Source organism: Enterobacter sp. AC1 (assembly GCF_050434705.1).
GTDB lineage: Bacteria > Pseudomonadota > Gammaproteobacteria > Enterobacterales > Enterobacteriaceae > Enterobacter > Enterobacter cloacae_L.
Genome location: NZ_JBNDIZ010000003.1, coordinates 39,032 through 61,468 on the forward strand (window position 1 = coordinate 39,032; position 22,437 = coordinate 61,468).

The window sequence follows — 22,437 nt, forward strand, 5'->3', positions numbered from 1 at the left end:
TCTCTACACGAATAACGTAAACCACCAGGATTTAAGAGGTGCGCAATGAGTGCAACAGCATCGACAGCGCCGCAGAATAAATCACTCGAGTGGATGAACCGCCTTCGCGCGAATCCTAAAATCCCGTTGATCGTGGCAGGCGCTGCCGCAATTGCGATCCTTGTAGCGATGGTCCTTTGGGCGAAAAGCCCTGACTACCGGACGCTCTACAGTAACCTTTCCGATCAGGATGGCGGCGCCATCGTCACCCAGTTGACCCAGATGAACATCCCTTATCGCTTTGCCGATAACGGGGGCGCGCTTGAGGTTCCTGCGGATAAGGTGCACGAACTCCGTCTGCGTCTGGCACAGCAGGGGCTGCCAAAGGGCGGCGCGGTTGGCTTTGAACTGCTGGATCAGGAAAAATTCGGTATCAGCCAGTTCAGCGAACAGGTGAACTACCAGCGTGCGCTGGAAGGTGAACTGGCCCGCACCATTGAAACATTAGGCCCGGTGAAGAGCGCCCGCGTGCACCTGGCAATGCCTAAACCTTCCTTATTTGTCCGCGAACAGAAATCGCCTTCGGCTTCGGTAACCGTGAACCTCGAGCCTGGCCGCGCGCTGGACGAAGGGCAAATCAGCGCGGTGACGCACCTCGTCTCCAGCGCCGTGGCCGGTCTGCCGCCGGGTAACGTGACGCTGGTCGACCAGAGTGGCCACCTGCTGACGCAATCCAATACCGCCGGTCGCGATCTGAACGACGCGCAGCTGAAATATGCCGCCGATGTCGAAAGCCGTCTTCAGCGTCGCATCGAAGCCATCCTCGGTCCGGTCGTAGGCAACAGCAACGTGCATGCGCAGGTTACCGCGCAGATTGACTTCGCCAATAAAGAACAAACCGAAGAGCAGTACAGCCCGAACGGCGATGCATCTCAGGCGGTCATGCGTTCGCGCCAGATCAACTCAAATGAACAGGTCGGTGGTGCATACCCGGGCGGCGTGCCGGGCGCGCTGTCTAACCAGCCAGCCCCGGCTAACGCGGCGCCAATCTCTACGCCGCCGGCCAATCAGCAGAACGGTCAGCAAAATCAGCAAACCACCTCGACGGCCACTAGCGCCGGTCCGCGTACCAGCAGCCGTAACGAAACCACAAACTACGAAGTGGACCGGACGATTCGCCACACCAAACTGAACGTGGGCGATATTCAGCGTCTGTCCGTCGCCGTGGTCGTGAACTACAAAACGCTGCCGAATGGCAAACCGCTGCCGCTGACCGCCGAGCAGATGAAGCAGATCGAAGACCTCACCCGTGAAGCGATGGGTTACTCCGAGAAGCGCGGCGATAGCCTCAACGTGGTGAACTCGCCGTTCAACTCGGTTGAAGAGACCGGTGGTGAACTGCCGTTCTGGCAACAGCAGGCGTTTATCGACCAGCTGCTGTCCGCAGGACGCTGGCTGCTGGTGCTGATTGTCGCGTGGCTGCTGTGGCGTAAGGGCGTTCGTCCACAGCTCCAGCGTCGTGCTGAAGCCGAAAAAGCGGCTCGCGAGCAGATGAACACGCGTCAGGAGACGGAAGAAGCGGTTGAAGTCCGCCTCAGCAAAGATGAACAGATGCAGCAGCGTCGTGCTAACCAGCGCATGGGCGCTGAGGTCATGAGCCAGCGCATTCGCGAAATGTCAGATAACGATCCGCGCGTCGTGGCGCTGGTCATCCGCCAGTGGATGGGTAACGAACATGAGTAATACGCTTACGGGCACCGATAAAAGCGTCATCCTGCTGATGACCATTGGCGAAGATCGCGCGGCAGAGGTGTTTAAACACCTCTCCCAGCGGGAAGTGCAAATTCTGAGTGCGGCCATGGCCAACGTGCGTCAGATCTCCAACAAACAGCTGACCGAAGTGCTGGCGGAGTTTGAGCAGGAAGCCGAGCAGTTTGCCGCGCTCAACGTCAACGCCAATGACTACCTGCGTTCCGTGCTGGTCAAGGCACTGGGCGAAGAGCGTGCCGCCAGCCTGCTGGAAGACATTCTGGAAACGCGCGATACCGCCAGCGGTATCGAAACGCTTAACTTTATGGAGCCGCAAAGTGCCGCCGACCTTATCCGCGACGAGCACCCGCAGATTATCGCCACCATCCTTGTCCACCTCAAACGTGGTCAGGCGGCCGACATTCTGGCGCTGTTCGAAGAGCGTCTGCGTCACGATGTGATGCTGCGTATCGCGACCTTCGGTGGCGTCCAGCCTGCCGCGCTGGCGGAGCTGACCGAAGTGCTGAACAACCTGCTCGACGGTCAGAACCTCAAGCGCAGCAAAATGGGCGGCGTGAGAACGGCGGCGGAAATCATCAACCTGATGAAAACGCAGCAGGAAGAGGCGGTCATTACGGCGGTTCGCGAATTCGACGGCGAGCTGGCGCAGAAAATTATCGACGAGATGTTCCTGTTCGAAAACCTGGTCGAAGTGGACGACCGCAGCATCCAGCGCCTGCTCCAGGAAGTGGATTCCGAGTCTCTGCTTATCGCCCTCAAAGGTGCCGAGCAGCCGCTGCGCGAGAAGTTCCTGCGCAACATGTCGCAGCGTGCGGCGGATATCCTGCGCGACGACCTTGCCAACCGCGGCCCGGTTCGTCTGTCTCAGGTGGAAAACGAACAGAAAGCCATCCTGCTTATCGTTCGTCGTCTGGCAGAAACCGGCGAGATGGTGATTGGCAGCGGAGACGACACCTATGTCTAATGAGCTGCCGTGGAAGCGCTGGACGCCGGACGATCTGGCACCTCCCCTCTCCGAGTTCACACCAGCCGTGATAGCGACCGAGGAGAGTGACCCGGACGTCGAGCAGCCCGAGCTGAGCGAAGAAGAACAGCAGGCACAGATGCTGGCTCAGCTGCAAATGCAGGCGCACGAGCAGGGCTATAACGCCGGCGTGAACGAAGGCCGGCAGAAAGGTCACGAGCAGGGGTATCAGGAGGGCCTGGCGAAAGGGCTAGAGCACGGCATCGATCAGGCGCGCCAGCAGCAGGCACCGATCCATGCCCGCATGCAGCAGTTAGTCAGCGAGTTTCAGCATACGCTGGACGCGCTGGACAGCGTGATTGCCTCGCGGCTGATGCAGATGGCGCTGGAAGCCGCGCGTCAGGTTATCGGCCAGACGCCCGTGGTGGATAACACGGCGCTGATCAAACAAATTCAGGGTCTGCTGCAGCAGGAGCCGCTGTTCAGCGGCAAGCCGCAGCTGCGCGTTCATCCGGACGACCTGCAGCGCGTGGAAGAGAGCCTGGGGGCAACGCTGAGCCTGCATGGCTGGCGCCTGCGCGGTGACCCGTCGTTACATCACGGCGGATGTAAAGTCTCTGCCGACGAGGGTGACCTGGATGCCAGCGTCGCCACCCGCTGGCAGGAACTGTGTCGCCTGGCGGCACCGGGAGTCGTCTGATGACCGCACGCCTCACCCGCTGGCTTAACACCCTCGACAACTTTGAGACGAAGATGGCGCAGCTGCCATCCGTGCGTCGTTATGGCCGACTGACGCGCGCCACCGGCCTGGTGCTTGAAGCCACCGGTCTGCAGCTGCCGCTGGGCGCGACCTGCGTGATTGAGCGTCAGGATGGACAGGATACGCGGGAAGTGGAAAGCGAAGTGGTCGGATTTAACGGCCAACGCCTGTTTCTGATGCCGCTTGAAGAGGTGGAAGGCATTCTGCCCGGCGCGCGCGTGTATGCCAAAAACATCGCTGGCGACGGGCTGCAAAGTGGGAAACAGCTGCCGCTTGGCCCTGCCCTGCTGGGCCGCGTGCTGGACGGCAGCGGGAAACCGCTCGACGGTCTGCCTTCCCCGGACACCACCGAAACCGGCGCGCTGATCACCCAACCGTTTAACCCCCTGCAGCGTACCCCTATCGAGCACGTGCTGGATACCGGCGTACGCCCGATTAACGCCCTGCTGACCGTCGGTCGCGGACAACGTATGGGCCTGTTCGCCGGGTCAGGCGTGGGTAAATCCGTCCTGCTCGGCATGATGGCGCGCTACACGCAGGCCGATGTGATCGTCGTGGGGCTGATCGGCGAACGTGGTCGTGAAGTAAAAGACTTTATTGAAAACATTCTGGGTGCGGAAGGCCGCGCCCGCTCGGTGGTCATCGCCGCACCGGCTGACGTTTCGCCGCTGCTGCGCATGCAGGGTGCCGCATATGCCACCCGTATCGCCGAAGATTTTCGTGACCGCGGCAAGCACGTGCTGCTGATCATGGACTCCCTGACCCGCTACGCAATGGCGCAGCGTGAAATCGCGCTGGCCATCGGTGAGCCGCCTGCGACCAAAGGCTATCCGCCTTCGGTCTTTGCCAAGCTCCCTGCCCTGGTTGAGCGTGCCGGGAACGGCATCAGCGGCGGCGGTTCTATCACCGCGTTCTATACGGTACTGACGGAAGGTGATGACCAGCAGGACCCGATTGCCGACTCCGCGCGCGCGATCCTTGACGGTCATATTGTGCTGTCGCGCCGTCTGGCGGAAGCCGGGCACTATCCGGCCATTGATATTGAAGCCTCTATCAGCCGCGCAATGACGGCGCTGATAACCGAGAAGCACTACGCCCGCGTGCGTAACTTCAAACAACTCCTCTCCAGCTTCCAGCGCAACCGCGATCTGGTCAGCGTCGGGGCGTATGCCAAAGGCAGCGACCCAATGCTCGACAAAGCGATTAGCCTGTGGCCGCAGCTGGAGGCATTTTTGCAACAGGGCATTTTTGAACGCGCCGACTGGGAAGATTCAATTCAGGCACTGGAGCTGATTTTCCCACAGGCGTAACACAGGTGGAGGGCGAAGGTCATGGCGCAAAACAGCGCGTTATCAACGCTGAAAGATCTGGCAGAAAAAGAAGTTGATGATGCCGCATTGCAGCTTGGCGCAATGCGACGCGGGTGCCAGCAGGCTGAAGAACAGTTGAAGATGTTAATCGACTATCAGCATGAATATCGCACCAACCTCAATACCGATATGACACAGGGCATTGGCAGCCAGCGGTGGATTAACTATCAGCAGTTTATCCAGACGCTGGAGAAGGCGATAGAACAGCATCGCCAGCAGCTTAACCAGTGGACCCAAAAAGTCGATACCGCGCTGAATTTCTGGCGCGAGAAGAAGCAGCGACTGCAGGCCTGGCAGACCTTACAGGACCGACAAATCGCGGCAACGACCCTGGCGGAAAACCGCCTGGATCAGAAGAAAATGGATGAGTTTGCCCAGCGCGCATCAATGAGGAAACCGGAATGATCACACTGCAACAACTGCTGATGAGCGACAGCGACCTGTCCGGCGGCACGCAGACGGGGAAAAGTACCGACGGTGCACAAGACTTTCTCTCTCTGCTGGCGGTCGCCCTGACGGACGCAACGGGCAAGGGCAAAGATGCGCCGCTGACCCTGGCCGACCTGAAAGCCGCCGGCAGTAAGCTGTCCAACGTCGCGCAGGACGCCAAAGGCGATACCACCCTGCAGGCCAAAATTGCCGACCTGCTCGCGCGTCAGCCTGCGCTGCGTGGCGATGAAACCACGCCTGCCGCCTTGTCTGAAACGCTGGTTTCCGGGCTGGTGCCGGTATCAAAGGGCGATGCCCTGAAAACGCTTACCGCAGCCAGCGACAAAGATAACGGCAAAAGCGACCTGAGCGAAGAAGAGCTGGCCGGATTAAGCGCGCTGATGGCCATGCTGCCGCACCAGCAGACCAGCACCTCTCACGCGGCAGCCAGCGATGGTATTGCCGCACGGTCGGCGCTCGGTTCCGCCACGCCTGCACAAGCGGGTGCGGGCCAGCCCTCCCTGAACGCCCTGCCGGGAAGCCATGATAAAGGGCAGACGGCTGCGCCTTACCAGAACCTGAGCCAAGGCCTGGCGAAAAACAGCGAACCGGCGCTATCGGGCAACGCGCCTGCTGCGCCGGTCGTGGCCGCTGCGGCAGAGAAGCAGGAATTCGCCAGCGCGTCCTCCTCAACGTCGCCAACGGCCACACTGGCACCGATTATCTCCAGCCATGCGACCAGCCAGCCAGCCGCCACCGTAGCCACCGCGCCGGTGTTAAGTCAGCCTCTGGGCACCCACGAATGGCAGCAATCCCTGAGCCAGCACATCACGCTGTTCACTAAGCAGGGTCAGCAGACAGCGGAGCTGCGTCTGCACCCGGAAGATCTGGGTCAGGTGCAAATCTCGCTTAAGCTGGATGATAACCAGGCGCAGCTGCAGATGGTCTCTGCGCACGGCCATGTCCGTGCGGCACTGGAAGCGGCGCTGCCGGTCCTGCGGACCTCGCTTGCGGAGAACGGCATTCAGCTTACGCAAAGCAGCGTCAGCAGCGAGAGCTTTGCCGGGCAGCAGCAGTCCTCCTCCCAGCAGCAGCACCAGGCTTCGCGTTCCGGCAATACCGGCGGCTTTAATGAAGAGAGCGATGAGCTACTGCCTGTCCCAGCCGCCCTGCAATCCGCGGCGCGCGGTAACAGTGCCGTAGATATCTTCGCCTAAACGCCAGAGGTAGCGTGATTATCCCCGTCTTTTCCACGCTTTGACGACAGCAGGACACGGGATAATCACCTTATTAAGCTGTACCGAAACAGGAAGCTCGTATCAGATGACTGACTCCGCTATCACCAAAAAAAGTAAGCGTTCCATCTGGATCCCGCTGCTGGTGTTGATCACGCTCGCCGCCTGCGCTACCGCGGGCTATAGTTACTGGCGTATGCAGCAGGAACCTTCGACCGCTGCGGCCAAAGCCGAACCTGCACCACCGCCGGCGCCGGTATTTTTCCCTCTGGACACCTTCACCGTGAATCTCGGTGATGCGGATCGTGTGCTGTATGTCGGTATTACGCTGCGCCTGAAGGATGAAGCCACGCGCGCGCGGCTGAATGATTATCTCCCGGAGGTGCGCAGCCGCCTTCTGCTGCTGTTCTCTCGTCAGGACGCTTCGGCGCTGGCCACCGATGTGGGTAAGCAAAAGCTGGTCGACGCCATTAAACAAACGCTGGCGACCCCGCTGGTAAACGGCCAACCCAAGCAGGAAGTCACTGACGTTCTGTATACAGCCTTCATTCTGCGGTAACGACATGGGCGACAGTATTCTTTCTCAGGCAGAAATCGATGCGCTGCTTAACGGCGACAGCGATAAAAATGACGATCCGCAACCGGGTATTGGCGGCGATAGCGATATTCGTCCCTATGATCCGAATACCCAGCGTCGCGTGGTACGTGAACGTCTGCAGGCGCTGGAGATCATTAACGAACGTTTTGCACGTCAGTTCCGTATGGGGCTGTTTAACCTGCTGCGTCGTAGCCCGGACATTACGGTCGGTGCGATCCGCATTCAGCCGTATCACGAGTTTGCCCGCAACCTGCCGGTGCCAACCAACCTTAACCTGATTCATCTGAAGCCGCTGCGCGGCACCGGTCTGGTGGTGTTTTCACCAAGCCTGGTGTTCATTGCGGTGGATAACCTGTTCGGCGGCGACGGGCGTTTCCCGACCAAAGTAGAAGGTCGTGAATTCACTCACACCGAACAGCGCGTCATTAACCGCATGCTGAAGCTGGCGCTGGAGTCTTACAGTGACGCGTGGAAAGCCATTAACCCGCTGGAAGTGGAGTACGTTCGTTCTGAGATGCAGGTGAAATTTACCAATATCACCACCTCCCCGAACGATATCGTCGTGAACACGCCGTTCCACGTAGAGATCGGTAACCTGACCGGCGAGTTCAACATCTGCCTGCCGTTCAGCATGATCGAACCGCTGCGCGAGCTGCTGGTGAACCCACCGCTGGAGAACTCCCGCAACGAAGACCAGAACTGGCGTGAAAACCTGGTCCGCCAGGTTCAGCATTCGCAGCTTGAGCTGGTGGCGAGCTTCGCCGATATCCCGCTGCGGTTATCTCAGATCCTGAAATTACAACCCGGTGATGTTTTGCCGATAGAAAAACCCGACCGCATTATTGCCCACGTGGATGGTGTCCCCGTGCTGACAAGCCAGTACGGCACGATTAACGGTCAGTATGCGTTACGCGTTGAGCACTTGATCAACCCGATTTTGAATTCGCTGAATGAGGAACAGCCCAAATGAGTGACATGAACAATCCGTCCGATGAAAACAGCGGAGCACTGGACGATCTGTGGGCTGACGCGTTAAACGAGCAAAAAACGACACCGGCTAAAAGTGCTGCAGATGCCGTCTTCCAGCAGCTCGGCGGCGGTGACGTCAGCGGCACGCTGCAGGACATCGACCTGATTATGGACATCCCGGTTAAGCTGACCGTTGAGCTGGGACGCACACGCATGACCATTAAAGAGCTGCTGCGCCTGACGCAGGGTTCCGTGGTAGCGCTTGACGGCCTGGCCGGCGAGCCGCTGGATATCCTGATCAACGGCTATCTGATTGCTCAGGGTGAAGTGGTGGTGGTTGCTGATAAATACGGCGTACGTATCACTGACATCATTACCCCGTCTGAACGTATGCGTCGTCTGAGCCGTTAAGCATGAAAACCCAGGCAACAATATCACAACCTTCTGCCGTTCCCGGCTCACCTCTGCTCCAGGTGAGCGGGGCGTTGCTCGGTATTATTGCCTTTATTCTTATCGCCGCATGGCTGGCGAAGCGCTTTGGACTGGCCGGTAAAACCGCCGGCACCCGCGGCCTGAAGGTCAGCGCCAGCACCACGCTGGGGCCTCGCGAACGCGTGGTCATCGTTGAAGTGGACGACGCGCGCCTGGTCCTGGGCGTCACGGCCTCAAACATCAGCGTATTACATAAGCTGCCGCCCGCCCCTGTTGTGGTGGACGAGCGCGCAGACGCCCCTGCGGATTTTCAGTCCGTCATGAAGAGTTTGCTTAAGCGTTCCGGGAGATCCTGATGCGCCGTTTGTTATCCCTGACGCTTGCGGGCGTTGGCCTGTTTGCACCCGCGGTCTATGCGCAGCTGCCCGGTCTGGTTTCAACCCCTCTCGCAGGCGGCGGTCAAAGCTGGTCGCTTCCGGTGCAGACGCTGGTATTCATCACCTCGCTGACGTTTATTCCGGCCATTCTGCTGATGATGACCAGCTTCACCCGCATCATCATCGTTTTTGGTTTGCTGCGAAACGCGCTGGGAACCCCTTCCGCTCCGCCAAACCAGGTTATGCTGGGGCTGGCGCTGTTTTTGACCTTTTTCATTATGTCGCCGGTGATCGATAAGATTTACACCGACGCCTACCAGCCGTTCAGCGAAGATAAAATCTCCATGCAGGAGGCGCTGGATAAAGGCGCGCAGCCGCTGCGGGAATTTATGCTGCGCCAGACGCGCGAAGCGGACCTCGCCCTCTTTGCCCGCCTGTCCAACACCGGCGAGCTGCAGGGTCCGGAAGCGGTGCCCATGCGCATTCTTCTACCTGCCTACGTTACCAGCGAGCTGAAGACCGCGTTCCAGATTGGCTTTACCATCTTTATTCCGTTCCTGATTATCGATCTGGTGATCGCCAGCGTCCTGATGGCGCTCGGGATGATGATGGTTCCGCCCGCCACCATTGCCCTGCCCTTTAAGATCATGCTCTTTGTGCTGGTCGATGGCTGGCAGCTGCTGGTCAGTTCGCTGGCGCAGAGTTTCTACAGTTAAGGAACGGCAATGACACCCGAATCGGTCATGATGATGGGCACGGAAGCGATGAAAATCGCCATTGCCGTTGCCGCTCCACTGCTGCTTGTCGCGCTGGTGACCGGTCTGATTATCAGTATCCTTCAGGCCGCCACCCAGATTAACGAAATGACGCTGTCGTTCATCCCGAAAATCATCGCCGTGTTCGTGGCGATTATCGTGGCCGGGCCGTGGATGCTGAACCTGCTGCTGGACTATATGCGCAACCTGTTTACCAACCTGCCGTACATCATCGGCTGACCTGACGATGCTGCACTTCACCAGCGACCAGTGGGTTCAGTGGCTCGGCGTCTATTTCTGGCCGATGCTGCGCATCATGGCGCTGATATCAACCGCCCCGATTCTCAGCGAGAAATCGATCCCCAAACGCGTCAAGGTGGGGCTGGGCATCATCATCTCCATTATCGTCGCCCCGTCCCTCCCCCCCGTGGATATTCCGATTTTCTCGGCGAATGCGGTATGGGTGGCCTTGCAGCAGGTCATGATTGGCGTCGCCGTAGGCTTTACCATGCAGCTCGCCTTTGCCGCGGTGCGTACCGCAGGGGAGCTGATTGGCCTGCAGATGGGGTTATCGTTCGCCACGTTTGTTGATCCCGGCAGTCATCTCAACATGCCCGTGCTGGCGCGCATTATCGATTTGCTCGCCATGCTGCTGTTCCTGTCGTTCAACGGCCATCTGTGGCTTATCTCGATGCTGGTGGATACGTTCCATACGCTGCCGATTGGGGAAAATCCGGTGAACAGCAATGCCTTCCTGGCGCTCACCCGCGCTGCGGGGCTGATATTCCTGAACGGGCTGATGCTGGCACTGCCGATCATCACCCTGCTGCTGACCGTCAACCTGGCATTAGGTTTACTGAACCGAATGGCACCGCAGCTGTCGGTGTTTGTGATTGGCTTTCCGCTGACGCTGACGGTCGGAATTTTATTAATGTCATTACTGATGCCACTTATCGCTCCCTTCTGTGAACATTTATTCGGCGAGATATTCAACCTGTTAGCGGATATTGTCAGCGAACTGCCTCGCAAATAATAAACCTCACTGTTGGTATTGTCTTTCTGAGGATATTCCTAAAATAAAATCTGAAAAACATCTTCCAGGATATATCTGACGCGGTTTAATTGTTTCTAACCACCTCACAATACTTAATATTTACTTTACTTTAAGAAGATTCCTGGCAAATTATACGTAACTTTACGGGATAGTGAGTCCGCCTGAAAGTCTTTGTCATGCTCACAGGTTTATTATTTTTTCCATCCCGTATGGCTGTTTTGAGCTCTCAGGCAGATGGTGAATTATCGTTACGCATTGAGTGAGGGTATGCCATGTCAACGATCATTATGGATTTATGCAGCTACACCCGGCTAGGGTTAACCGGGTACCTGGCAAGCAGAGGGGTAAGAAAGAGAGACATCAACGATGCGCACACCGTTGACGAACTCGCAGCCGCTTGTGACGAACTAAAACCAGGCGTGGTGTTTATTAATGAGGACTGTTTCATTCACGATCCAGCCAACAGTCAGCACATTAAGCAAATCATTAATCAGCATCCAAAAACCCTGTTTATTGTTTTTATGGCGATCGCAAATATCCATTTCGATGAGTATTTGTTGGTCCGTAAAAATTTATTGATCAGTTCTAAATCGATTAAACCAGAGTCGCTGGATGACATTCTGGGTGATTATTTGAATAAAGAAGTTAAAAATGTAGGAGCGGTTAACTTACCCACCCTATCATTAAGCAGGACTGAATCAAGTATGCTGAGAATGTGGATGGCGGGCCAGGGCACTATTCAGATCTCCGACCAGATGAATATTAAAGCTAAAACCGTTTCGTCACACAAAGGAAATATTAAAAGGAAAATTAAAACGCATAATAAGCAAGTGATCTACCACGTGGTACGCCTGACCGATAATGTGACGAACGGGATTTTCGTCAACATGCGTTAGTCGCTTAAGAAAAGACCCTGTGCACCCTACCTTTGATCTCTGGCCTGGCCAGAGATTTTTGCTTATGCGGACGTTGTCGGGCATGCGATGCGCTACCCGACGCCTCACTACTCTGCTTTCTCAACAAAAATGCCGTCAGGATGCCCCAGTTCGTTAAAAAACCAAATGCCGAGCGGGTAGTCTTCCAGTGATACCAGGTACATTGTGCCCTCACTAAACTCTTCAATTGCCAGCACCACACCCGGGCGGCGCGGCCCACCGTCCGTTTTAACGGTTACCCGATCGTTGACCTTCATACATTCCTCCTCTGGTTTTGTGCCAGTGTAGAACAAAACGCAAAAACGCACATCGCTGCCCGGCGTGAATGGCGTTTTTATGCACAGTCTATACTTACCACTGGACACGGTTGAATGAGGACCCCGTAATGAAGACCGATAAAGAGTACAGCGACACCATCAAGCGCGAAGTCGAGGTGGACGTCGATGCCCTGCTTGCCGCCATCAATGAGATCAGTGAGTCAGAAGTCCGCCGGTCGGACGACAATTCGGACCACGTCATCGTCAACGGAAGGGATTATCACACCTATCGTGAACTGGCGGAGGCCTTCGAGCTGGATATTCACGACTTTAGCGTGTCGGAAGCCAATCGGTAGGGCGAAAAAAATCCCGGTCATGGGGATGGCCGGGATCAAAACTTGCTTATGCAAGAAGCACTTGAAAATTCGTTACACCAGGAAATCTGATGTACATGCCACACTATCCCCAACGAAATTGTCTGACAAGCATATATTCTCATGATGAATATAATATTTTTAACGTAATGCTTTTAGTTATGAGCAATAACATACGCCGAATGCGGGTTTGCCAGGGACAGTACACTTTTCCCGGTTTCCACCTCGGCATTTTTTTAGGAATTTTCTTAGCCCATAGCGCAGCCGTTACCAGGAGCCACTATGCCTTCACTGCGGGATTCACTGCTGATTTTTTCTGACCTGGACGGCTCGCTGCTGGATATTCATACCTATGCGTGGCAACCCGCAATGCCCTGGCTGGACAGGCTGCTGGATAACCAGGTGCCGGTCATTCTCTGCAGCAGCAAAACGGCGGCTGAGATGCTGGATATCCAGCAGGATCTGGGGCTGGAAGGCTTACCTTTTATTGCCGAGAACGGCGCGGTTATTCAGCCTGACGTGCGTTGGGAAAAAGTACCGCGTCAGATAAGAGGGATGACGCACCGGGACATTCGCCCGCGAATCGAACAAATCCGGCTGCAGATGGGCTATAAATTCACCACCTTTGACGACGTGGACGATCGTGTCATCAGCGAGTGGACGGGACTGACGCGTTATCGTTCGGCGCTTGCCCGCAGGCATGAAGCCTCCGTTACGCTCATCTGGCGTGACACCGATGAGAACCTGCTCCAGTTTGAAGAGGCGCTGGCGCAGAGCGGCCTGCAATGCCTGCAGGGCGCGCGCTTCTGGCATATTCTGGACGTCCGCTGCGGCAAGGACGTGGCGGTTAACTGGCTAATTGAGCAGTACCATGAGCAGGAAGAGATCGAACCCACTACCCTGGGGCTCGGCGACGGTCCTAACGATGCGCCGCTGCTGGACAGCGTTGACTACGCGGTGGTGATTAAGGGCATTAACCGCCAGGGCATCGCGCTACGGGATGACAACCCCGAGCGGGTGTATCACACCCAGCAGCCCGGGCCTGCGGGCTGGCGCGAGGGGCTGGATCACTTCCTGTCCTGATCCCGCCAGACGACCCGGTTACGCCCGGCCTGTTTAGCCTGATATAACCGGGCGTCCGCCACGGACTGCAGCTGCTCGAAATCGTAGTTCCCCGCCTCATCCGCACCGCTGACGCCCAACGACGCGCTGATGCGCAGCGTGGTACTCTTCTTCACCAGGATCTCCTTACTGTTGATTCGGCAGCGAATACGGTCCGCGACGCCTCTCGCCTCCTCCAGATCGATCCCCGGCAGGACGACACAAAACTCTTCTCCGCCGACGCGTCCTGCCACATCATTCTTGCGTAACGCGCTGGCAATCAGCCCCGCCGTGTGGGATAGCACTTTATCCCCGGCCTGATGGCCGAAACGGTCGTTGATGTTTTTAAAATGGTCGAGATCGATCTGAATCACCGAAAAAGGCAGGGATTTCTGGCGACAGGTTTCCGCCAGCATTTTTGCGCGATCGAACAGCGCGCCGCGATTGTTCAGCCGGGTAAGCGGATCATGCCAGGCCTGCCACTGTAGCGAATGCTGAAGCGTGTACATGTTACTCACCATCCGGCGGATAACCAGCCACGAGATCAATAGCATGGCGGTAAAGAGCGCCCACAGCAGCGCCAGCACGATGCTGATGCTGCCGAAGTCGTCCTGCACCCCTTCATGCAGGGTGTGGATCCGCAGGACGACGCCGTCGAAGTGATCGAGCCGCTCCCAGCTAACAAAACGGCTTCCGAGGCGTATGCCGCCCCCGGTATCGTACTCAATCGCCTGAGCAATCTGCGCCGTCTCGCGTTCGTCGAAGTGGTTAATCGGGTTTCCCGCCTGGGCAGAGGTGGCAATCAGGTTGAGCCGGGTGTCGTACAGCTGATACTCCCCCTCCGTTCGGTCTTCCGTTGCGTCGGCCAGCAGGCTCTGCATCGTGTTCAACGTAAAATCCATCGCCACGACGCCATACCAGTAATGATCGAAATAGATGGGGACGCTGGCGGTGATCGTGCGTTCGTCATTGGTCCAGGATGAAGGCGTGGAGATAAACCAGCGCACCGCGCGCGCGCGGTTGTTACGTTCCGACTGCTGGGTAAACCAGGCTTGCGTAACCAGGTGGTAGTAGCGGGCGGTGATATCGCCCGCCCGATCCGGCGTGTCGGTGGAAAGAAAAAAACCGGCGCGGGAGACGTAGATGACCCGCGATTCCGTTTGCGCTCTCGACGAGGCCAGCCTGAGCAGATACCCCACTTCGAGCGCGGCAGAAATTTCATGACTGATGCGCTCAGCGTCACGATCCAGAAGCGTGGTTTTTTCAACAAAGGCATCTGATACGCCGTTTATGGGGAGGGTGCGTTTTTTCTCAACGGCAAGCTGCCAGGTGGGGAGCATGCGGACCGTGTTAAAGCGTGACACCGCATTCTGTAGGACATCAAACGCCAGCGGCGTCTGGATCGCATCGCGCATGCCCTGGCGGAACAACAGCATCCTGTCCACGCTGTTCTGTAGCTGCCGGTCCAGGGAACTGGCCACCGTATCCAGATGGTTACGCTGGCTGGAGATATACGCTTCTTCCAGCACTACCACCTCACGCCAGGTCAGAAGCGTGGAAAACACCAGAACGGTCAAAAAACAGAGATTAACAATCAACCCAGGATTGCTACGCTTATGCAGCCATTGTAGAAAAGATTGTTTTACAACAAAGGTATCGCGCTGCACACACACTCCCTGATGACTGCCTTACGCCTGGTACTTGAGATAAAAACGCCCGGCAAAGCCGGGCGTTATGAGATTAAGCCTTATCCCGCTTGTGCTGCCCGTCACCCGGCTGAAGCTCATCTTCACGAAATGCTTCCCGCTTGATGCTATAGCCATCGTGCCACCGACATTCCACCATTCCGCTGGAATACCCGGTCACAATCATACGTGGGCCGCCCTTCTTAGGCTTAACTTCATCACTGACCAAAAAGACCATACCTGCCTCCTGTATCAGGGTGAAACTGTTTCAATTTAGACGAGGAACGGTCTTTTTGCATCCCACAGCGGGTAACAATTAGTGCGCCGTGCCGCGTAATTTCTCAACCAGCTTCACCGCCGCGACCACGATAGCGCCAATGATAAAGCCGAGCACCAGATTCAGCAGCGTGGGCAGTATCGCCGCGACAACAGCACCCTGCTCCGAGGAGAAATGTTCGATAGCATGGTGCAGCGGAGCAATGCCGTGAACCACAATACCGCCGCCCACGAGGAACATTGCCAGCGTGCCCACCACGGACAAACTTTTCATCAGCCAGGGGGCCAGCACCAGTAAGCTCTTACCGATGCCTCTTGCCACCGCGCTCGATTTCTCCTCAAGCCAGTAGCCAATATCATCCAGCTTAACGATCAATCCTACCAGACCGTACACGCCTACCGTGACCAGAATCGCGATGCCGGAGAGGATCAGGACCTGATTCAGGAGCGGTGCGTCAGACACAATGCCCAGCGTAATGGCGACAATTTCTGCGGACAGGATAAAGTCGGTCCGAATGGCGCCTTTGACCTTATCGCGCTCGAAGGTTTTCGGATCCTGTGCGGCCAGCGCTTCAAGACGCTGCTGGCGCATTTCCGGAGTATCGCTCTCCTTGCGCGCGCTAAAGGAGTGCAGCACTTTCTCCACGCCTTCAAAGCAGAGAAATGCCCCGCCGATCATCAGCAGCGGCGTGATCGCCCAGGGAATAAAGGCGCTGATCAGCAGCGCCAGCGGCACCAGAATCACCTTATTCAGGAAGGAGCCTTTCGCCACGCCCCACACCACCGGCAGTTCGCGGTTGGCCCTCACCCCACTCACCTGTTGAGCGTTAAGCGATAAATCATCGCCCAGCACGCCTGCGGTTTTCTTCGCCGCCAGTTTACCCATCACTGAAATGTCATCCAGTAAGGTGGCAATATCATCCAGCAATGTTAATAAGCTACTTCCTGCCAAAATCTTAATCCTTCATTTTTTGGTAATTAGGTGAATAGTATGGAGCAAAAGCGCAAACCCGGAAACAGGCACCTCACGTCAACAAAAAATTAACATCAACTGCACAATTAAAGGACTCGCCAGCACGATAGTTTTCGCGTTTACTATCAGCGACCTTTTTATTACGTCGTGAGGGATTATGCGTTTCCGGCAATTGCTACCGCTCATCGGGGCACTCTTTTCGCTGTACATCATCTGGGGTTCAACCTACTTTGTCATTCGCATCGGCGTGGAAAGCTGGCCGCCGCTGATGATGGCGGGCATCCGTTTCCTGTCGGCTGGCGTCTTGCTGCTCGCGTTTCTGCTGCTGCGCGGACATAAGCTTCCCCCTCTGCGCCCGATGCTGAACGCCGCCCTGATCGGCCTGCTGCTGCTGGCGGTGGGTAATGGGTTTGTAACGATTGCCGAGCACCAGAACGTACCGTCCGGGATCGCCGCCGTGGTCGTTGCCACCGTTCCGCTCTTTACCCTCTGCTTTAGCCGCCTTTTCGGCATCCGCACCCGCAAGCTGGAATGGCTGGGGATTGGTATTGGCCTCGCCGGCATTATTCTGCTCAATAGCGGCGGTAACCTGAGCGGGAATCCGTGGGGCGCAGTGATTATCCTGATTGGCTCAATGAGCTGGGCCTTTGGTTCCGTATACGGTTCACGCATCGAACTGCCCAGCGGCATGATGGCCGGCGCGATTGAAATGCTCGCCGCGGGGATTGTGCTGCTGCTCGCCTCCGCGCTCACGGGAGAAACGCTGACTACCCTACCGGGTCTGTCGGGCTTTCTCGCGGTAGGGTATCTGGCGCTGTTTGGATCGCTCATCGCCATTAATGCCTATATGTTCCTGATCCGCAACGTCTCCCCGGCGGTTGCCACCAGCTATGCCTACGTCAACCCGGTGGTGGCCGTGCTGCTCGGCACGGGATTAGGCGGGGAGACGCTCTCTTCCGTTGAATGGATTGCTTTAGGGGTGATTGTTTTTGCCGTCGTGCTGGTCACCTTAGGCAAATATTTGCTGCCAGCAAAACCGGTGGTTACCCCTTGCGAGGTGGAGAAACCTTAAGCAGGTGAATACCCTGCGTGTCGATCTGCGCGTTCTGGCCGCCGCCGCAGATCCACTCTTCCAGCCGTTCCGACAGGTCGACGTCGTTCAATTTTAATCTGCCTCTCAGGGCACACTCCCAGACGATAAGCACCCGCCAGCCCTGCGCAATCAGCGCGGTGAGATCCCGCCTGTCGCGTTCGACGTTCTTGCCAATCTTCTCCAGCCAGAAATCGGTGCGCGTTGCGGGGACTTTAAACAGGTAGCAGTCGTGGTGGTGCCAGAAGCAACCGTGGGTAAAGATGATGCACTGCCATGCGTCGATGACGAAATCGGGGCGACCCGCCAGGGCGGGATCCTGCACGCGGAAATCAAATCCCGCCTGCGTCAACAGCCCTGCCAGCCGCTTTTCGATGGCGGTGTCACGCGTGCCGATGGCGCGCATGTTTTTACTGCGCGTCGCCTTATCGTGAACATCCGTCATTGACGGCCTCACCCTGACGGAGCGCCACCGCCTGTCTGATGCGCGAGGCCAGCAGTTTTGCCACGGCCGCGAACGCGGGAACCACCACCGAATTGCCAAACTGGCGGTACGCCTGTGTGTCCGAAACCGGAATGCGGAAGCGGTAACCCTGCGGGGTTTCAAAGCCCATCAGCCGGGCGCACTCCCGCGGCGTTAAGCGTCGCGGACGGTGACGCTGGTTGTCCGGATCGTCGAAATCTTTTTCACCCAGCGCCTTGTCCCAGCCCCTGTCGATAAGAATTTCCGCGCCGTCTTTGTAGTAGCGAGCGGACAACGTGCGGGTTACGCTGTGCGGATCGTTCGGGTTGACCATCCCAAAGCCGAAGCCGTTGCCTTTCGCCTGATGTTTTTTGGCATAGCGGTAGAGATATTTCCACAACACGGGGGTGAGGATAAATTTGGCGTCAACGACAGGTTCCAGCAGGTCGGCAACGGTGGGACGTCGCTCCGGATAGAGAGACGGGATATCCCGCAGGGTGAAATCGCCCTTGAGATTAAGGTCGCGGCGGAAACCTACCAGCACGATACGTTCGCGATGCTGGGGCAGGAAATGTTTCCCATCAATAATTTTTGGATCGTCCGCGCCCATGTCCTGGGAATCGGCCACGTCATAGCCCAGCTCATCCAGCGTTTGCATGATAATGCGGAAGGTTTTCCCGCCGTCGTGGCTTTTTAAGTTCTTGACGTTTTCCAGCACAAAAATGGCCGGACGACGGGCGTCAATGATACGGGCCACGTCAAAAAACAGCGTTCCCTGCGTATCGCAGGCGAAACCGTGGGCGCGTCCGAGGGCATTCTTTTTTGATACGCCGGCCAGCGAGAAAGGCTGACACGGGAAGCCCGCCAGCAGCACGTCATGCGCCGGGATGGTCTGACGAATATGTTCAGCGGCCTGTTCATCACTCACGCCGCTTTTATGGCTCAGGGTGACATCGCGGATATCCGCATTGAAATGATGCTCGTGCGGATCGCAGTACCAGTTAGCCTTGTAGGTACGCACGGCATGTTTGTTCCACTCGCTGGTAAACACGCACTGGCCACCGATAGCTTCGAAACCGTGTCGGATGCCGCCGATACCGGCAAACAGATCGATAAAGCGGAAGGCATAGTTCGGGTGCGCAGCAGGAGGACGCGGAAGCAGGTTTTGCAGATAACGAAACTCGCCTTCACTCAGGCGACGCCCTGCTCGTTCGCTGGTCAGCAGACGTTTAAGAATGGCCGGGCTCCAGTGGCTCTCACCGTGTGCCACCAGCAGATTTGCCAGCGTTTTAGCATCATAGCTATCCAACAGCTGGCGCAGTAACGCCTGCACCGTTGCCGTTGATTTCTCAGCCTGCTCAGGCGCGGGCTCTGTCACTGATAGATTTTCCTGCATTCTTTTAACCGGAGAAGAAAGACTGGGAACAGATTACCACAGTTCATTCACGCAAACTGCGACGGAAGCGGCTCAGCACCTGGCTATCCAGCCCAATACAGTCGCCGTGCAGTTCAGCGCTCAGTTTCGCCATAAACTGGATCAGGAAATCGGCGTTGTGGCGTGCCAGCTCGCGGCCCATTTCCGTTTGCATTGTATCAGGCAGGCGCAGCAGCTTGGTCTGAAAATGGTCGAGGGCAAACGCGCGATCGTCGAGGGGGCGCGCATCGGCAAAGGGATCGTCCGCGTCAAAAAGCGGTACGCCCAGCGCGCCCGAGACGGCAAAGACGCGCGCCAGGCCAATAGCTCCCAGCGCCTCCAGCCGGTCAGCATCCTGCACAATTTTGGCTTCGATGCTCTGCGGCGTAATCCCGGCGCTGAAGCTGTGCGCCTCAACAGCATGCTCCACGGCGGCATAGCATTCAGACGGGAAGTCAGGGAAGTCGCGGCGCAGAATGTCACCCGTCTTGCGCGCTGCCAGCTGCGATGACCGACTGCGCTCAGGATGGTTTTTCGGCAGGCTGACGATATCGTGAAAATAACACGCGCACAGAACCACCAGCGGATTTGCCGTCTGGTGCGCCATGATTTTTTGCGCCGTCATCCAGACGCGACGAAAGTGCGAAATATCATGTGCGGTATCGTCGGTCGTGTGGTTTTCCTCGAGCCAGCGCTCAAAGCCGTGCTGCCACCGGGCAAGTTCCATCGTCATGTCCTGTTGTTAAAAAGAGAATGAATTATAACACAATCGAATTAAATCAATTTAATAATAGAATTGCGAAATACTTAATAATAATTACGTCATATTAATTCAATCAATTAATTCACATGAAAAATAAAGAGATTAATAGAAATATTTTGCAATATTTGAACGAATTTAATTACATTTATTTTTGAAACTAAATAACAAATCCTGGAATAATATCGACCCTGTAATTATGGAGAGTGATTACATATATTCATATAAATTATCTTTCAAGGGAATATATAATGAAAAGAAAAGTTCTGGCTATTCTTGTACCCGCCTTATTAATGGCAGGCGCAGCAAATGCGGCTGAGATGTACAACAAAAACGGCAACAAGGTTGACCTGTACGGTAAGGTTGATGCGCGTCATACCTTCTCTGACAACCCTGGCGACGATGGCGACGAAACCTACGTGCAGATTGGTTTCAAAGGCGAAACACAAATCACCAGCGATCTGATCGGTTACGGCCAGTGGGAATATAAAACCTACGCTAACGATACCGAAGGCGCGGGTGACAAATCGTTTAACCGTCTGGCATACGCTGGCCTGAAATATGGCGAATACGGTTCATTTGATTATGGTCGTAATTACGGCGTCGTGTACGACGTTGAAGCATGGACCGATATGCTGCCTGTATTTGGCGGTGATTCTTACACCTGGACCGATAACTTCATGAACGGCCGTGCTAACGGTCTGGCAACCTATCGTAATACAGATTTCTTCGGCCTGGTTGAAGGTCTGAATTTCGCGCTGCAGTATCAGGGTGCTAACGAAGGCTCTAACGCTGATGAAGATCAGGAAGGCACCAAAAACGGTCACAATGACGTGCGCTTCCAGAACGGTGATGGCTTTGGTATCTCTACCTCTTATGACTTTGACTTCGGCCTGAGCCTTGGCGCTGCGTACTCTTCTTCTGACCGTACCAATGAACAAGAAGGATTAGGTCATAATAGTGCTCTTATCGCTGGCGGTAAAAAAGCAGATGTAGGGACTATTGGCGCTAAGTACGACGCTAATAGCATCTATCTGGCGATGATGTATGCCCAAACCCGCAACATGACGCCATACGGCAATTATGGTATTGCGGATGAGACACAAAACTTTGAAGCCGTAGCGCAATATCAGTTCGACTTTGGTCTGCGTCCTTCCCTGGCATGGGTTTACTCCAAGGGTAAAGACATGACTTATCCAGGTAATCGAAGCAATCCTCAGGGTCAGCATGGTGATATGGATCTGGTAAACTATATCGATCTCGGCATGACCTACAGCTTTAACAAAAACTTCTCTACCTACGTTGATTATAAAATCAACCTGCTGGACAACGACGATCGCTTCTATAAAGACAATGGCATCTCAACGGATGACATCGTTGGCATCGGCATGACCTACCAGTTCTAATCCCCAAAACAACAAAGGCCGCAATCGCGGCCTTTTTACTATCTGAAGATCTTACGGCGCTTCCTGCAGCGCCACGCGAATAAATCCGTTGTTCTGCGCCAGCAGCTCATGAGCTTTCCACGCATCCAGCCCCGTCAGCACCATCAGTACTGCCGTTTTACAATTATGGTTACAGCTCTCCAGCGCGGCTTTTGCCTGCGCCCGGGTGCATCCCCCCGCCTCCACCACAATGGCGATTTGCCGCTCGGCCCATTTGGTATTGCTTGCCTCGAGGTCCACGCGCAGGTTGCTGTAAACGCGTCCGGTTCGAACGGCCAGCCCGGTAGTCATCATCGAGAGGATCATTTTTTGCGCAATCCCCGCTTTGGTGTTGAGATAGCCGGCGACCACGTCAGCCCCCAGTTCCGGAGCGATGACCATGCTCGCCAGCTGCGCGGCTTCACTTTGCGCATCACCGGTAATGATGGCGACCGGCGAACCCAGCGACCAGGCATGCCGCATTGCGCCCCAGACCCAAGGCGTTTTTCCGCTGACGCTTACTGCCAGCATCATATCGTGTTCACCAAATTTGATGGCCTGCAGGTCGGCAACGCCGCGCTCGTAGCTCCCTTCCCCTTCCTGTGGCGTCACGGCAATCACCGGGGTTTTGCCCGGCGCATAGTCATCGGCAGCCTGCTGTACGACGCAGCCTGACGGCCCTGCGCCGACAATCACCAGCCGCCCCCCGTGGCTGAGGGTCGCGGCGGCGTTATCCACCACGCGGGCGATAGTTTGTAAACAGGGGGTAATAGCAGCAGAAATGAGTGCATCATCCTGGTGAATGACTTTCAGCATGTCCAGCGTGGACAATCTATCAATATTCATCGTGCTGGCGTGCCGTCTTTCCTTGACCGAACCGGTAAGCATAATGCTCATAAACAGCCTCCTTATTATGAGTACCCACACACTATAAAGTGTTTTATATCGATGACCTGCGAGGAGGGTCACGAAAAGAGGACCAAATCCACGGCT

Annotated in this window: 26 protein-coding genes; 18 read left to right on the plus strand and 8 right to left on the minus strand. The window is 56.2% G+C overall.

Features of this window, described 5'->3' with window-relative positions:
• The first annotated feature begins 45 nt into the window (after positions 1-45).
• From fliF to rcsA, 14 genes are all read left to right on the plus strand, one after another.
• Complete coding sequence (gene fliF, locus M2433_RS09960) at positions 46-1,722, plus strand: flagellar basal-body MS-ring/collar protein FliF (RefSeq protein WP_047345985.1); 1,677 nt, start codon at positions 46-48, stop codon at positions 1,720-1,722.
• The gene (fliG, locus tag M2433_RS09965; protein WP_047345986.1) at positions 1,715-2,713 is read left to right on the plus strand and encodes a flagellar motor switch protein FliG; all 999 of its coding nucleotides are present in this window, start codon (positions 1,715-1,717) and stop codon (positions 2,711-2,713) included. Before fliF ends, fliG begins: the two co-directional genes overlap by 8 nt.
• Entirely contained in the window at positions 2,706-3,413 is a 708-nt protein-coding gene (fliH, locus tag M2433_RS09970) for a flagellar assembly protein FliH (protein ID WP_264437938.1), read from the plus strand. The genes fliG and fliH overlap by 8 nt, the downstream gene beginning before the upstream one ends.
• Entirely contained in the window at positions 3,413-4,783 is a 1,371-nt protein-coding gene (gene fliI / locus M2433_RS09975; RefSeq protein ID WP_429054623.1) for a flagellar protein export ATPase FliI, read from the plus strand. Before fliH ends, fliI begins: the two co-directional genes overlap by 1 nt.
• Positions 4,784-4,804: 21 nt before the next feature.
• On the plus strand, positions 4,805-5,248 hold the full coding sequence (gene fliJ / locus M2433_RS09980) for a flagellar export protein FliJ (protein ID WP_014170734.1): 444 nt from the start codon (positions 4,805-4,807) through the stop codon (positions 5,246-5,248).
• Entirely contained in the window at positions 5,245-6,489 is a 1,245-nt protein-coding gene (gene fliK, locus M2433_RS09985; RefSeq protein WP_429054622.1) for a flagellar hook length control protein FliK, read from the plus strand. Before fliJ ends, fliK begins: the two co-directional genes overlap by 4 nt.
• A 106-nt stretch (positions 6,490-6,595) precedes the next feature.
• Positions 6,596-7,066 carry a flagellar basal body-associated protein FliL gene (gene fliL, locus M2433_RS09990; protein ID WP_021241388.1) on the plus strand — a complete coding sequence of 157 codons (471 nt, stop codon included), beginning with the start codon at positions 6,596-6,598 and terminating at the stop codon, positions 7,064-7,066.
• Between the two features lie 4 nt (positions 7,067-7,070).
• The gene (fliM, locus tag M2433_RS09995) at positions 7,071-8,075 is read left to right on the plus strand and encodes a flagellar motor switch protein FliM (protein WP_014170737.1); all 1,005 of its coding nucleotides are present in this window, start codon (positions 7,071-7,073) and stop codon (positions 8,073-8,075) included.
• Positions 8,072-8,485: a flagellar motor switch protein FliN gene (fliN, locus tag M2433_RS10000; RefSeq protein WP_014170738.1), complete on the plus strand. Its 414-nt coding sequence runs from the start codon at positions 8,072-8,074 to the stop codon at positions 8,483-8,485. Before fliM ends, fliN begins: the two co-directional genes overlap by 4 nt.
• 2 nt (positions 8,486-8,487) lie before the next feature.
• Complete coding sequence (gene fliO, locus M2433_RS10005) at positions 8,488-8,862, plus strand: flagellar biosynthetic protein FliO (RefSeq protein WP_059310226.1); 375 nt, start codon at positions 8,488-8,490, stop codon at positions 8,860-8,862.
• Positions 8,862-9,599, plus strand: a complete 738-nt coding sequence (gene fliP / locus M2433_RS10010; RefSeq protein ID WP_047345993.1) for a flagellar type III secretion system pore protein FliP — start codon at positions 8,862-8,864, stop codon at positions 9,597-9,599. The genes fliO and fliP overlap by 1 nt, the downstream gene beginning before the upstream one ends.
• Positions 9,600-9,608: 9 nt before the next feature.
• Complete coding sequence (fliQ, locus tag M2433_RS10015; RefSeq protein ID WP_008500315.1) at positions 9,609-9,878, plus strand: flagellar biosynthesis protein FliQ; 270 nt, start codon at positions 9,609-9,611, stop codon at positions 9,876-9,878.
• Between the two features lie 7 nt (positions 9,879-9,885).
• Entirely contained in the window at positions 9,886-10,671 is a 786-nt protein-coding gene (fliR, locus tag M2433_RS10020; RefSeq protein WP_008500314.1) for a flagellar biosynthetic protein FliR, read from the plus strand.
• Between the two features lie 293 nt (positions 10,672-10,964).
• On the plus strand, positions 10,965-11,588 hold the full coding sequence (rcsA, locus tag M2433_RS10025) for a transcriptional regulator RcsA (protein ID WP_008500313.1): 624 nt from the start codon (positions 10,965-10,967) through the stop codon (positions 11,586-11,588).
• 107 nt (positions 11,589-11,695) lie between these two features.
• Here the strand turns inward: rcsA and dsrB are convergent, their stop codons facing one another.
• A complete protein-coding gene (gene dsrB, locus M2433_RS10030) occupies positions 11,696-11,884 on the minus strand; it encodes a protein DsrB (RefSeq protein WP_013097741.1) in 189 nt (62 codons plus the stop codon).
• A 128-nt stretch (positions 11,885-12,012) separates the two neighbouring features.
• Between dsrB and yodD the strand changes: the two genes are divergently transcribed.
• Both yodD and M2433_RS10040 read left to right on the plus strand, forming a co-directional pair.
• Positions 12,013-12,240: a YodD family peroxide/acid resistance protein gene (gene yodD, locus M2433_RS10035; protein ID WP_080329534.1), complete on the plus strand. Its 228-nt coding sequence runs from the start codon at positions 12,013-12,015 to the stop codon at positions 12,238-12,240.
• Positions 12,241-12,540: 300 nt separating this feature from the next.
• The gene (locus tag M2433_RS10040) at positions 12,541-13,341 is read left to right on the plus strand and encodes a mannosyl-3-phosphoglycerate phosphatase-related protein (RefSeq protein WP_429054619.1); all 801 of its coding nucleotides are present in this window, start codon (positions 12,541-12,543) and stop codon (positions 13,339-13,341) included.
• Here the strand turns inward: M2433_RS10040 and dgcQ are convergent.
• The 3 genes from dgcQ to M2433_RS10055 all read right to left on the minus strand — a co-directional run bounded on the left by dgcQ (position 13,326) and on the right by M2433_RS10055 (position 16,272).
• Positions 13,326-15,026: a cellulose biosynthesis regulator diguanylate cyclase DgcQ gene (gene dgcQ / locus M2433_RS10045; RefSeq protein WP_429054617.1), complete on the minus strand. Its 1,701-nt coding sequence runs from the start codon at positions 15,024-15,026 to the stop codon at positions 13,326-13,328. The genes M2433_RS10040 and dgcQ overlap by 16 nt on opposite strands.
• 73 nt (positions 15,027-15,099) lie before the next feature.
• Positions 15,100-15,282 (minus strand): YodC family protein, encoded by a 183-nt coding sequence (locus tag M2433_RS10050; protein WP_008500307.1) that lies wholly within the window; start codon positions 15,280-15,282, stop codon positions 15,100-15,102.
• Between the two features lie 78 nt (positions 15,283-15,360).
• Positions 15,361-16,272: a DUF808 domain-containing protein gene (locus M2433_RS10055; protein WP_429054615.1), complete on the minus strand. Its 912-nt coding sequence runs from the start codon at positions 16,270-16,272 to the stop codon at positions 15,361-15,363.
• 178 nt (positions 16,273-16,450) lie between these two features.
• On the opposite strand from M2433_RS10055, the gene yedA reads away from it, so the two are divergent.
• Positions 16,451-17,365, plus strand: a complete 915-nt coding sequence (gene yedA / locus M2433_RS10060) for a drug/metabolite exporter YedA (protein ID WP_429054613.1) — start codon at positions 16,451-16,453, stop codon at positions 17,363-17,365.
• Here the strand turns inward: yedA and M2433_RS10065 are convergent.
• From M2433_RS10065 to M2433_RS10075, 3 genes are all read right to left on the minus strand, one after another.
• The gene (locus M2433_RS10065; RefSeq protein WP_429054611.1) at positions 17,337-17,828 is read right to left on the minus strand and encodes a very short patch repair endonuclease; all 492 of its coding nucleotides are present in this window, start codon (positions 17,826-17,828) and stop codon (positions 17,337-17,339) included. The genes yedA and M2433_RS10065 overlap by 29 nt on opposite strands.
• The gene (locus M2433_RS10070; RefSeq protein ID WP_429054610.1) at positions 17,809-19,224 is read right to left on the minus strand and encodes a DNA cytosine methyltransferase; all 1,416 of its coding nucleotides are present in this window, start codon (positions 19,222-19,224) and stop codon (positions 17,809-17,811) included. Before M2433_RS10070 ends, M2433_RS10065 begins: the two co-directional genes overlap by 20 nt.
• A gap of 61 nt (positions 19,225-19,285) precedes the next feature.
• A complete protein-coding gene (locus M2433_RS10075) occupies positions 19,286-19,987 on the minus strand; it encodes a phosphohydrolase (RefSeq protein ID WP_429054608.1) in 702 nt (233 codons plus the stop codon).
• 284 nt (positions 19,988-20,271) lie between these two features.
• Here M2433_RS10075 and ompC point away from each other — a divergent pair, with 284 nt between their 5' ends.
• The gene (gene ompC, locus M2433_RS10080) at positions 20,272-21,426 is read left to right on the plus strand and encodes a porin OmpC (protein WP_429054606.1); all 1,155 of its coding nucleotides are present in this window, start codon (positions 20,272-20,274) and stop codon (positions 21,424-21,426) included.
• Positions 21,427-21,477: 51 nt separating this feature from the next.
• On the opposite strand, the gene M2433_RS10085 is transcribed toward ompC, so the two are convergent.
• Positions 21,478-22,341 (minus strand): N-acetylmuramic acid 6-phosphate etherase, encoded by an 864-nt coding sequence (locus tag M2433_RS10085; RefSeq protein ID WP_429054604.1) that lies wholly within the window; start codon positions 22,339-22,341, stop codon positions 21,478-21,480.
• Positions 22,342-22,437 lie beyond the last annotated feature (96 nt).